The sequence below is a fragment of the Methanocalculus sp. MC3 genome (assembly GCF_054767395.1).
The window spans coordinates 613,387-625,809 of record NZ_BAABMP010000001.1; the positions used below are offsets into that span (position 1 = coordinate 613,387).

The following is a 12,423-nucleotide window of genomic DNA, read 5'->3' on the forward strand; positions in this document are numbered from 1 at the left end:
TTTTAGCGTAGGATTAGAAAGGTTGAAGTGCTGAGTTGGAGATAGCAACCGGAATCAGGAAAAAAATGATCCCTCTGCAAAAGGATCTGCGAGGGCCGAATTCTCATCCTGGAGGGGATTTTGTATCGTATCCAGAATGGAGAGGAGATCGCGTCCCCGGTATGGTTTTGGAAGGACTGCACAGAAACCATGCTCCCGGTATGCTGACATAACCGGATCATCCGAGTATCCGGAGGAGACTATGGCCTTAATAGAAGGATCTTCCCGATACAGGATGGCCATCGCCTCTCTCCCGCCCATTCCCCCCGGTATGGTAAGATCCATTATGACAGCGTCGAATGCATCTCCATTCTTTTTCGCCTCTCTGTAGAGGTAAATCGCCTCATCACCGTCTGTTGCAGTTGTAACTTTATACCCTTGTTGTGTCAGTATCACCGATGCGATATCAAGGATCGCCTCATCATCGTCCATAATCAGGATCGACTGATCTCTTCCACAGGGGATTGTCAAATCGCATGTCCGGCATGAAAGAGCTTTCTTCGATGCCGGAAGGTAGATCGAGAATGTGGAACCGATACCGGGCTGTGATACGACATCGATTGTACCGCCATGTTTTTTGATAATTGAGAGGCATGATGCAAGTCCAAGCCCGTTTCCATTCTGCTTTGTAGTAAAGTACGGGTCAAAGATTCTGGTGAGATTATTCTGTGAGATCCCGCATCCCTGATCATGTACAGAGATACAGAGATAGTCTCCCGGAATACTGGTTCCCATATCCTCTTCTATTGTGCAATTCTTTGCATTCACAATGATGATACCGCCATCCGGCATAGCCTGATTGGCATTGATGACGAGGTTGCTGATCACCTGACCGATCTGGCCGCAGTCCACGTCAGCTGTCCAGAGATCCTGTTCGATCGAAATCTCCGCCCGCGAGGCTGTTCCCTGAAGAACAAACAGGCTCGTCTCTTTAATGAGATCGCGGATATCAGCAGTCTCCTTCACAGGCGATCCGCCTTTTGCGAATGTAACAAGCTGCCTGGTCATATCGCGTGCACGGAGTGCTGCTGTTTCGGCACGTTCGATCCGATCAATTGCTGCGGGATTATCTGTTATCTCCATTCTGGCTATCATCAGGTTTCCGGTAATCGCTGTGAGAATATTATTGAAGTCATGAGCAATTCCCCCTGCAAGAAGGCCGATCGACTCAAGTTTCTCTATTCTGATCATCTCATCCTCATGGCGTCTCCGCTCTCCTATGTCCCGGATGACACAGACGCTTCCAATTGCCGCTCCCTTGCAATCCCGAATCGGAGCAGCTGAAAATTCAATGGGGCAAATGAGGGAATCTGCCTTTTCCAGGTACAGATCCCGTGAGATCATGATCGGAGCATTCTTTGCTATTGCCTCTGATGCCAGTTCATCTGCGGATAGTGCATCTCCATCTCCCCCCTGCATCTGGAGGACAAGGCTGATATCCATCCCGATCAGATCATCCTTTGATCTGCCGATCAGATCTGCTGCAGGTTTATTGATGAGAATGATTCGTGACCTGGTATCGGTTGCAATCACCCCGTCGGTGATTGAAGATAACGTGACAGATAGGCGTTCTCTCTCCGCAGCACCCGCCTGCTCAGCTGCTCTCCGTCTCTCTATCTCGGATGTCAGATTTACATTAATATGGGAGAGTTCTGTAGTTCGTTCCCTCACAAGATCCTCAAGATGGTTCTGGTATCGGGCAAGTTCTTCTTCCGCAGCTCTCTTCTCTGTAATATCCCTTGCAATCCCGAACAGGCCGCTTATTATCCCCTCTGAATATCTTGGCTGTATATGGAGATCCAGAACCCGCTCCTCTCCTTTTTTTGTCCTGATCTTCGTCTCAAAAGACTGTTTGTTTATTGAGGTTGTCTGAATTGGCTCTTCCTCATTTGGTGTCTGATGTGAGAAGTCAGGAAAGAGTTCTGACATATCTCTTCCTATGAGCTCTGTTTTTGTATATCCGGTAAGGGTCTCAGCCATCCTGTTTGTACTTGTAATTATTCCTCTTGTGTCTGTGGTGAAGAAGATGTCATGGGCATCGTTGAAAAGATGGCGGAAACGCTCTTCGCTCTGCTTCAAAAGGTTCTGTGATCTCTCAAGCGAGTCGAGCATTTTATTCACTCCCGATGCAACCTGGGCTATCTCATCATCCCCGGTAAAATTGATCCGGGATGAAACTGATCTACCCTCACGAATCGATCGAATCCCTGTTCTGAGCCTGTTTAATGGATCGAGTACCATCCTCTCCATTATGCCCATGGTCACAGCTCCACTGATGATGCCCAGAATGACAAGGGCAAGAAGTGAGAACTGGATCGCAGACTGGCCGTTCTGAAAAATATCCCGTGGCATCTCAACTTTCATGATTAAACCCGGGTTTCCATGAAGATCAGACAGGATTGTATAGCCTGCTACGGTATTCTCATCAATCGGTTTCACAATCTCTGAATGATCCGAAATCAGAAGCGACTGAACCTGCCGGATATCCTCCGGATTATTGTGATGGTGGCTTTCATAGACTGATAACTGGAGATCTGTCTGCTGGGAGAGGATCCCCATCTCTGCCTCATCAAGATATCGGCCTACAATGATTGTTCCAGACGGCTCTTCCTGTCCGCTTCGTATGATAGGGCGTGTTGCAATCAGCATTGGTCCTGATCCGAGCACAAGCATTCCATTCTCAGCAGTGATATCCTTCTCTGTCATCTGGGAGAGGAGGCTTCGTGGTGTCGGCATCACATGGCCATAATCCAGATTGATATATTTATGGTTGATTATCTCTTTCTCATGATCGACAAAGAGAATGATGTTGATATTTGATCCGGTAAACTTTTCATCGGGAAATGCCGACTGAAAATATACATGATCACGGGTTTCTAAGAAGGAATTCGTCTCTTCGGCACTCGCCCAGGAATATGCTATCGCATCCAGTTTTCTAATCTCACCGGCTATTGCATTCTCTGCACGCTCAATATTCTGGTGCATTGCATTCTCTTCAAGTTTGGAAAAACCCTCCATGACGATCATCTGGGAGCAGATGAAGAGGATGCAGGTCATGATGAGGCAGGAGATCGCAATTGCGAAGAGTGTTTTAAATCTGAGTGAACCGGGCAGGAATCGTTTAATTATTGTGTTGTATCTGTTCAAATCAAGGGAGATCAAGGGACTGATCCTCTTCTCTTCAGACAGAGCACTATCATCTTGCATCACCCTGTTTCTTGTCCCGGTACTGCATCAGAACTTGTGTTTGAGAATATTGATGCCATCGGATTATCTGGGTTATCTGATTCCAATAGAGATCTCTATTGTTGTCAGAATCTCAGTTGAGAGAACCTATGCCGGTTCGTGAGTATGGTACTGATTGACCGGGGCAGGAGAGATACTCTCTTCCGGGGAGGTCTGGCATAAGTATGATTGAACGGAATCAAAAAGTTCTCATTGTTGTTTTTATTCTTGTTTTAAGTGTATGGTCGGTTTATTTTGGAGGGGCAATAATTGGATCAGATGGAACCGGATTACCTGAATCGAAAATAAATGACAGAAGCCAGGAGACGGTTATCACCATTGCCGGATCAACGACCGTCCAACCAGTCTCTGAAATCCTTGCAACAGTCTATTCAAGATCCAATCCCGGTGTTCTGATCGCGATTGAGGGGGGTGGATCCGGAACAGGGGTTGAGCGGGGAGGATCGGGTGATGTCTCTATTGGTGCCTCTTCCCGCCCGATCAAGGATAGTGAGCTGATGAAGTATCCATCACTTGTTATCCATAAGATTGGAGGCTCTGGCGTGGTTGTGATCGCGAGCAGAACGTATCAGCATGACGCAATAGCCTTTGAAGAACTTCAGGCTCTGTATAATGGCGAGGATGATGATCTTTCAATGATCCCCCGTCTTTTTGATATCAGCTATATTGTGCAGAGGAGCGATCCATCGGGGACTGAAGAGGTCTTTGCAAACTGGCTCTTTCCTGGAGCAAAGACTGTTGATTCCTCGCTTTCAGCGTGTGATCGAAATGCCAAAGGTATGATTGTCCAGATGGCTGCCGAGGGGAATGCAGGTGTCCTGAAAGCAGTGAAAGAAAAAGATGGAGCAATCGGCTTCGTTGATTTTGGATATGCCGAACATGATCCTGGTGTTAAAATTCTCCGGATCTATGATATGGGAAGCAGTGTTGCTGTTCCGGAGCATTCCTCGGAAATACGTCTGGCAATACTGAATGAACTGAAAGGCGATCCTTTGAGTAACGATCTGAGGTATATTCCGGCTCTTACAAGGGAGCTGCTCTACCTGACAAACGGTACCCCGGATAGTGAGGTTGGATCGTTTATTCGATTCGCACAATCTGCCGAAGCACGGCGTTACTTTAATGAAATTGGATATTTCTCGATGAACGAGATTGATGAAATATGAGGTGAATGATGGAATCGACAGAGATACTTATTGTTGAAGATGATCCGGTTATCTCACAGGTACTTTCCGGCACGCTCAGTACATTTGGTTATTCGGTGTGCGGGCAGGCACGATCAGGTGACGAAGCTATTCTACAGGTCATCGCAACGAATCCCGATCTCGTGATGATGGATATCGGCCTTGAGGGGATCTGTGATGGTATCGTTGCTGCTACCTATATTCACCAGTTCTTCTCGGTCCCTGTTGTCTTCTGCACCGGGCAGTCAGGCGGTGATTCTATTGAACGGGCAAAGACTGCACAACCTTTTGGTTATCTCTCAAAACCCTTCTCCGATCAGGAATTATATGGAACCATTGAGATCGCACTGAACTCGCATGCCCTCTTCATGAGGCGGTTTGGCATTAAGGGATGCAAACTCGACACCCTCCTCTCGCTTGACACCGGCATCATGTTTCTTAATAATGATGGCAGGGTGCTCTTCAGCAATCCCTCTGCCGGGTATCTCACCGGATGCTCCCATAATGAGGCATTCTTCCAGCATATTAACGATATTATGGATTGCGAACCTGTTGTCTCGATGATGGATGAGGAATTCTCTCTCTGGGGTTGTATTACAGAAACGAGTATGATAGATCTGATTGGAACATCTAAAGACCTGACTCTCAGGATCGCTGGCGGGAGGAAACGCCATGTCCGCCTTCAGGCAATGAGGAAGAGAGATTACCGCGGGGCGATCATAGGGTATATCATAAAACTGGATGAGATGATCACTATGCCTGCCAGGACTGAGAAGCGGGTCCCCGCAGGTCTTGTGCAGTAATAAAAAACTATAATATGTATAGATCCCTAACGAAAGGTTAGCCACACACGATGTGGCATAGGAGGAATGTAACTATGGTATGGGACAGGCGAAGATACCCATTTGGATCGATCGGACAGGAGATCGATGAGATGATGGCAGAGATGGAGGCCCGCTTCCAGGATATCTTCTCCGGAAGCAGAACCCTCCTGCCGGAAACCGCTGGCGGAGCAGGAGGCGGGATGGCCGATCGCTTCATGCCCGCCATCCGGGGCGAGTTCAGGGTCGATGTCAGCGACCATGAGGACGAACTGGTGATTGTTGCCGATCTTCCGGGATTTGAGAAGGACGGTGTCAGTGTCCAGCTCATTGATCCACGGACGCTTGAGATTGCAACCCGCTCATCTACCGGGAAGAAGGATGAGCGTGAGAACTACTACATGAGGGAGAGGATGTATGGATCGATGCGCCGTATGGTCCGCCTCCCGGTTGAGGTAACTGAAGATGGGGCACAGGCCTCCTTCAAAAACGGGGTTCTTGAGGTGCACCTGAAGAAGACCGAGATGCCTTCGGTGCGGTCAATTCAGATCGAATAGTCGAAAATAAAAAAAAGCTACAGAGTGTCTGAATCCCGGGTGGATTGCAAAGCCGACAGGAATCCCCCTCATTCAACAGCAACTCAAAAAGAGAGCAGCATACAGAAAGAACCGCTTCAGTACCAAAAGCCCCGCTGAATAGAGAGAGGGGAGGAAATTCTCCCCCCCCCTCAACTGGCGGGAATGGGTGATCTCATATAGTTCTCAGATCAGACATTTATCCGGAATCTGTTTCATTCACTATCCGGGTATGTGGCCTGATTAGAAGAATATCCAATGAAAAGAAGATTTGTGGGTGTTTTGTGCAGAAGAATGAGCCAATAGACAAGAAAAAGGTCCGTGACTACATGACCTACGATGTCGTCTCCGTGAAGGCAGAAGGCATGATAAAGGATGTCATCGATCATATCCGTTCAACCCAGCACGATGGTTTTCCTGTTCTTCGTGGAAACAAGGTCGTCGGCTACATCTCGGCACGCGATATCATCGGGGTGCATCCGTCAGTTCGGATAGAACAGATCATGTCCCGCCACCTGATCGTTGCCGATCCCGATATGCCGATAACCGATGCCGCCCGTGTCATCTTCCGTTCAGGTATCCAGAAACTGCCGGTCGTGAATGAACAGAATGAACTGGTCGGGATCATCTCAAATGCCGATGTGATCAGATCCCAGATCGAGCATGTATCCCCCGGAAAAGTCTACAACTTCATGTCGACGTTGAAGAAACTCTATGGGATCGAACCGACCCTTGAGAGGGGCAATGTCCCGGTTGACCGGCTCCGGCCGACACAGGGCAAGATCTTTCAGGACGAGCTCGAAGGCCGGATGTATGAGATCAAAAAAGGACTTGCTGAACCAGTCATCGTCGTGAAAAGGTCTGGAAAATGGATCATGGTCGATGGCCACCACCGGGCCATTGCAGCAAAGCGGCTCGGCATCAGGATGCTTGATGCCTATATCATCGTGATCGATGAAGATATCGAACTTGGACTTGAACGGACAGCAGAGAGCATGAAACTGTACTCACTTGATGATATCCAGGTGATGGATTATGCACGCCATCCCCTGGTTGCGATCACTCACCGTCTGGTTCCACACGATTGAATTAATCCACACCACTCTCTCTTCCAACTTTCCCCGATTCTTCCCATGCTTTTCTCTTTGCAGAACACCTCTCTGTATCCTTAAAAATGGAGGCTTCAAAAAGCCGGGAAAAAGGTAAGGGGAATTGGCAATGTTTGCCCGGAAGAATCAGGCCGGAGTTATGACCCATCCCATGTCGTATCAAATGCCTCATTGAGGACGTACTCTTTCACCACGTCACCATCGGGTATGAGAACCTCAGGCCAGAGCCGGGTGCGTGAATGAATGACGACGCCATCTCCAAGATTTGCACGTGGCCCGATCACCGTATCATGCTCGATCGAACAGTTTTCGCCAATGCGTACATCATTATCGATGATGCTCCCGCTGACGGTGGAGCCAGGCCCGATTGAGACTCCCGAGTAGAGCGATGAGGAGAAGATCTTTGCCCGGCTATTGATGCTGCAATGATCCCCGATGGATGTGTAGGGACCGATGATCACATCCTCCCCGATTGTTACCCCTTTTCCGATAGAGACCGGCCCGATAACGCGTGATCGCGGTCCGAGTGTGATCGAATCACCAAACCTGACAGGGCCTGTGATCTGGGCATCCTCAACACTCAGATTGCCCTGTATTGTGGTGATCCCGACATCATTCAGCTTCCATCTCTCGGCCTGCCTGAGCATTGAGGGGGATCCGACATCGGTCCAGTTTCCTCTGGCAAGCCATCCTTTCAGTTGATATCCTCTGTTCATCAGGTCAGGGAAGAGATTACGGGCAAAATCATATTTGGTTTTCTCCGGTATATACTCAAAAATCTCAGGATTGCAGACGTACATCCCGGTGCTGGCGAGGTTTGAGAAGACTTCTCCGGGCCCCGGCTTCTCCTTGAACCGCTGGATGGTGAAGGTTGCATCGATCTCTGCAATCCCATACTCGCAGGGATCATCGATCCCAATCAGCCCGATTGATGCGATTGCATTCATCTTCTTATGTTCGCGGTAAAATTCGAGGAGATTGATATCCGTGACATGATCTCCCCCGACGACCAGAAATGGCATGCCATCAAGATACTCCTGCGCATTTTTTACTGATCCCGCCGTTCCAAGCTTCGTCTTCTCCTCGACATAGGTGATCTCGGCGGAGAAGAGTGAACCATCGCCCAGCACCTCTTTTATCCGATCGCCAAGATATCCAAGCGTGATGACGATATCAGTAAATCCGAGATTGGCGAGGTGCACAACAAGATGCTGGATGGAGGGGATCCCTCCTATTGGTATACAGGGCTTTGGCCGCTCAAACGTCAGCGGACGGAGGCGTGTCCCTTCACCCCCGCACATGATGCAGACTTTCATGGTAAGGAGATATAACCCCGTATCAATTAAATGACATTGATCTGCTCTCCGGATACCCTTATCACTCTTCAGCATGAGAGAGAATGCATGGGTTCTGAGTTCACCTGCACCCTCTGCGGCAGATGTTGCAATGGTTTTGGCCGTTATATTACGATTAACCAGAAGATCGGGGGCGCATACGGATGCTCCCTCTCCCTTACAAAAGAATCCTTCATGGCGGTTCTCGATCCGGGCAGATCTGATCTCTTCTCTGATACTTCATACCAGAATGAGCATCCTCATGCCTGCCCGTTCCTCAGGAGAGAAGATGATGAGAGGGTCATCTGTACGATCTACCGGTCACGGCCGGGATTCTGTCGTGACTATCTCTGCTGTACGGGGAAGGTGATGCGTCAGGATGTCCTCTGCGGCGAGATGAAGGGGAGGCGTGATCTGAAAACCGAAGATCCCGGCCTTCAGGAGGAATGGATATGCCTGAAGGAGCGGTATGGTGGTGCAGCCGATTCGGATTGGAAGGAGGAGGTCAGAAAGGCTTTGACCACATCAGGATACAAGGTGATCTTCTATGAGTGAAGAAGGGATGCGGATACTGGAGGTGAAGGGGGAGAAAGTTCCCTGCCTCCCGGAGAAGTCGGTTACTCTTGATCGGTGCCGCTTCTGTGCCCATTCGCGCTATTTCGAGGTGAATGGAATACGGATGCCCTCGCCTGCACGGGCATACTGTTCACGGAGCGGTGCAACAGATGAGGTGGATCTGAAAGCGGTCACACGGGTCTGGTGTGATGATATGATAGGTGAAGGCTACCGCAGTATCATGTCGATCATCAGCTGATTTCAGATCAGAGACCCTTCCAGAACTCCCACCATCTCCGGGTCTCCTGCGGAACTGGCAGCTGATCTTTCTGCCATTTCAGATCGAGGATATGGTGTACAACCCGGATCTCTTTTTTGAGATCCACAACAGCATCAGTCAGGCTCTCCAGTGAGCGGTTGATCACCTTCACCTCCTCAAAGCTCCTCTCCCGCGGCACCGGAACAAATGAGTTGTCTTCGGTATATTTCTCAACACCCGCCTCAATAAGCCTTAAAATTGCCTCATTTCTCTCGATCCTCTTTTCAGTGGCGAACTGTTCGATCTGATGTGCCAGATCGTTCTCAAGGGTAAATGAGATCCGAATACTCATAGGGTAACCTCCTTAATCTGCCTGTTCATTGCTTCTCTTCTCCCCCGGAATAACTGGGGGCCGCCAGCTCAACAATCGCATTCATATCGAGATGCTCCTCCAGATGACGGGCAAGATGGTCATAGGGATCAGTTCTCTCCTCTTCGGTATAAATCAGCCCCTTCTTCCCGTAGAGGTACTGAAGCAGGGCAGTAACAGCAGATGCATTCTGGAAGAGGCCGTGGAGATAGGTCCCAAATACCAGCCCGTCATCTGATACCGATCCATCTCCCTCGAATGCTTCGGTTCCTCCGGCGCTGATCGTCTCGCCCATATGGATCTCGTATCCGCTCACCTCCCCCATTGCACCCAGGATCGGCCCAACCTGCCGTGCCTGTCGTGTCACCCGGATCGTTGTCTTCTGGTACTCCGAGAACGATGTCTCAACAGGCAGCATATTCAGTCCATCATATACTGCCTCACCACTGGATTCGATGCCCTTGTCATAGATCCTCCTCCCGAGCATCTGGTATCCCCCGCAGATACCAATCACCGGCACACCACGTTCCCGTGCTTTTGCTATCGCATCGCCTGTCCCGGTTCTCCTGAGATGCAGGAGATCCTCAACAGTATTTTTTGTTCCAGGTATGATGATGCAGTCATAGGTATCGAGCGGATCACCGGGCCGGACATAGGTGACAGACGTGGATCGTTCAAGTGCTTCAAAATCTGTGAAATTCGATATCCGTGGCAGATGGATGATTCCTATCCGGATCGGAGATGATGATGCGCGTTTATCGGAGAGTGAGAGTGAATCCTCACTTGGGAGGTTGAGATCGGTAAAAGGAACAACCCCGAGAACCGGAACCAAACAGGTCTCTTTGATCAGATCGATTCCTGAAGCAAAGATCTCGGGATCACCCCTGAATTTGTTGATGATCACACCGGCAACGAGGGAACGAACTTTTGGCGGAAGGAGGCTGATCGTCCCATACAGCTGGGCAAAGACCCCTCCCCTTTCGATATCTGCTACAAGGATGATTGGGATTTGAAGTCTTTCAGCAAGCCGTATATTGGCAATATCACGATCATAGAGGTTCAGCTCTGCTGCTCCGCCCGCCCCTTCGCAGATGACACATCCTGTCTCTGCCATGAGATCCTCGTACGCAGCGACTGCCACTTCAAGAAGCGCGTCAGTCTCCTTGTAATAGTCACGTATCGGGAGGTCACGATAGGGTTTTCCAAGGACGATCACCTGTGAGATGCTTTCAGCTTTTGGCTTTAAGAGGATCGGGTTCATCTCAGCGACCGGCTCGCGGTGTGCAGCGATCGCCTGCATCGCCTGGGCAATACCTATCTCGCTGCCATCTGCTGTGACGTAGGAGTTGAGGCTCATATTCTGCGCTTTAAATGGTGCGACTGTATATCCACGATTGAAGAGCGCACGGCATATACCGGCAACAGTGACACTTTTTCCGACATGGGAGGCGGTTCCAAGCACCAGAAGTGACATGGTTCATTTGTTCTCTCTCCATGAAGATAAAAAGGGACATTCTGATCTTCTTCGATCCCGCACACTCTGCCTCCTCCCAGCGCATACAATAAATAGAGATGAACGTCCAGTACTGGTTAATGAACAGTGGCATCTGCCCAAAATGTGGCCTTCCGAAAGAGCTGTGTATCTGCGAAGAGGTCGCCAAGGAACAGCAGAGAATTCTCGTGAAGATCAACCGGAGACGGTATGGGAAAGAAGTGACCGTTGTAGACGGTCTCGATCCCTATGAGATCGATCTTGAAGATCTCTCAAAGTTCCTGAAGAGCAAACTTGCTTGTGGAGGAACCGTAAAAGGAAATACCATCGAGTTGCAGGGGAATCACCGTGACCGCGTGAAAGATCTGCTCTCTCAGAAGGGGTATAAAATTGATAATATAAATTAATACCCTCCCTCCTTCTTCTCTCAATTCCTCGTTTTTTTATATTCACGTTAGATGGCGAACCGAAAGACCAGCCAGCCGATCAGGACCATCATGGCTGAGAATTTCAGTCCTGCCATTGCCCTCCCCTCACCCATCTGGCCTGCGACAAGCCCGGAGAAGAAGCCCTGCAGGATGACCGCGTGCGAGAAGATCCTCTTATAAAAGTCGATATCAATCGATGCCATAAATCCTGCCCCTGCACCGGATGCCTCTGCGGCCCTGCCTGCTTCTGCCATTGTACCGAGGAATGTGCTGGTCAGAATGCCGATGACGAACATGTAGACGAAGAAGGATATGATAATGATCACAATATAAATGAACATATTGTTTAATCGATCGGTCTTCAGGGTGACAAACTCGTAGGTATCGATTGCTGCTGCACGGAGGACATTTGAGATATCTCCTCCGGCCCTGCTCGCTTTTGCGATCAGATCCACACTCCTGGTTGCAAGAGGCGTCTGTATTCTTTCACCAAACCGGAGCATCGCCGGAACAAACGGAACATTCCATGACATCTCCTGATCCAGGCGACGGATATGCGGTGTCAGGGCGCCATATTCTGCGCGGGAGACAAGGGCAACGGCTCCGGGCAGTGTCATACCGGATTCATTCATCCCTGCAAGGTCACGGAAGAAGTTTGGGAGTGCGGACTCAAGGCTCCTCTGCCGGCGATCATCAAAAAAGTCGAGGAGGGCAAGTGGGGTGATGATCAGGAGCGTTGTGACGATCAGGATGTCATCAATTATGGTCGTTCCAAGAACAAAATTCAGGCCGAACTGCTGATAGACGATGAAGAACCAGATGAGGGCGATTACGAGCGAGAGGGGAATTGTCAGATAGAGTGAATGGATGGGGTTTTTGATCAGTGATTGAACCGGGTGCTGTATAAAACCCGAAAATCCCCTCTCTTTTTTACTACGCCTCTCGATCTTATCGTGGATGTTCCTGTCGGCATCAATCTCTGCTACCTGTCCCTGCCTTCTCCACCTCATC

Annotated in this window: 12 protein-coding genes; 7 read left to right on the top strand and 5 right to left on the bottom strand. The window is 49.5% G+C overall.

Annotated features, from left to right (window positions below; genetic code table 11):
• Positions 1-54: 54 nt before the first annotated feature.
• Complete coding sequence (locus ACYUBO_RS03225; protein WP_460372312.1) at positions 55-3,246, bottom strand: PAS domain S-box protein; 3,192 nt, start codon at positions 3,244-3,246, stop codon at positions 55-57.
• A gap of 203 nt (positions 3,247-3,449) precedes the next feature.
• Between ACYUBO_RS03225 and ACYUBO_RS03230 the strand changes: the two genes are divergently transcribed.
• From ACYUBO_RS03230 to ACYUBO_RS03245, 4 genes are all read left to right on the top strand, one after another.
• Positions 3,450-4,451 carry a PstS family phosphate ABC transporter substrate-binding protein gene (locus ACYUBO_RS03230; RefSeq protein ID WP_460372314.1) on the top strand — a complete coding sequence of 334 codons (1,002 nt, stop codon included), beginning with the start codon at positions 3,450-3,452 and terminating at the stop codon, positions 4,449-4,451.
• Positions 4,452-4,456: 5 nt separating this feature from the next.
• Positions 4,457-5,272, top strand: a complete 816-nt coding sequence (locus ACYUBO_RS03235) for a response regulator (RefSeq protein ID WP_460372316.1) — start codon at positions 4,457-4,459, stop codon at positions 5,270-5,272.
• Between the two features lie 74 nt (positions 5,273-5,346).
• Positions 5,347-5,847: an Hsp20/alpha crystallin family protein gene (locus ACYUBO_RS03240; RefSeq protein ID WP_460372318.1), complete on the top strand. Its 501-nt coding sequence runs from the start codon at positions 5,347-5,349 to the stop codon at positions 5,845-5,847.
• 320 nt (positions 5,848-6,167) lie between these two features.
• On the top strand, positions 6,168-6,953 hold the full coding sequence (locus tag ACYUBO_RS03245; RefSeq protein WP_300334455.1) for a CBS domain-containing ParB/RepB/Spo0J family partition protein: 786 nt from the start codon (positions 6,168-6,170) through the stop codon (positions 6,951-6,953).
• A gap of 158 nt (positions 6,954-7,111) precedes the next feature.
• On the opposite strand, the gene ACYUBO_RS03250 is transcribed toward ACYUBO_RS03245, so the two are convergent.
• Positions 7,112-8,290 carry a nucleotidyltransferase family protein gene (locus tag ACYUBO_RS03250; RefSeq protein WP_460372320.1) on the bottom strand — a complete coding sequence of 393 codons (1,179 nt, stop codon included), beginning with the start codon at positions 8,288-8,290 and terminating at the stop codon, positions 7,112-7,114.
• Positions 8,291-8,377: 87 nt separating this feature from the next.
• Between ACYUBO_RS03250 and ACYUBO_RS03255 the strand changes: the two genes are divergently transcribed.
• Together ACYUBO_RS03255 and ACYUBO_RS03260 are read left to right on the top strand one after the other, a co-directional pair.
• Positions 8,378-8,863, top strand: a complete 486-nt coding sequence (locus ACYUBO_RS03255) for a YkgJ family cysteine cluster protein (RefSeq protein ID WP_460372322.1) — start codon at positions 8,378-8,380, stop codon at positions 8,861-8,863.
• Positions 8,856-9,122, top strand: a complete 267-nt coding sequence (locus ACYUBO_RS03260; protein ID WP_460372324.1) for a hypothetical protein — start codon at positions 8,856-8,858, stop codon at positions 9,120-9,122. Before ACYUBO_RS03255 ends, ACYUBO_RS03260 begins: the two co-directional genes overlap by 8 nt.
• A gap of 7 nt (positions 9,123-9,129) precedes the next feature.
• On the opposite strand, the gene ACYUBO_RS03265 is transcribed toward ACYUBO_RS03260, so the two are convergent.
• A complete protein-coding gene (locus ACYUBO_RS03265) occupies positions 9,130-9,474 on the bottom strand; it encodes a type II secretion system protein E (RefSeq protein WP_300330007.1) in 345 nt (114 codons plus the stop codon).
• A 25-nt stretch (positions 9,475-9,499) separates the two neighbouring features.
• Positions 9,500-10,966, bottom strand: a complete 1,467-nt coding sequence (locus ACYUBO_RS03270) for a cobyric acid synthase (RefSeq protein WP_460372326.1) — start codon at positions 10,964-10,966, stop codon at positions 9,500-9,502.
• A gap of 119 nt (positions 10,967-11,085) precedes the next feature.
• Between ACYUBO_RS03270 and yciH the strand changes: the two genes are divergently transcribed.
• Positions 11,086-11,391, top strand: a complete 306-nt coding sequence (gene yciH / locus ACYUBO_RS03275) for a stress response translation initiation inhibitor YciH (protein ID WP_292734391.1) — start codon at positions 11,086-11,088, stop codon at positions 11,389-11,391.
• 47 nt (positions 11,392-11,438) lie between these two features.
• Here the strand turns inward: yciH and ACYUBO_RS03280 are convergent, their stop codons facing one another.
• Positions 11,439-12,422, bottom strand: a complete 984-nt coding sequence (locus ACYUBO_RS03280; RefSeq protein WP_300330016.1) for a type II secretion system F family protein — start codon at positions 12,420-12,422, stop codon at positions 11,439-11,441.
• Position 12,423: the final 1 nt, after the last annotated feature.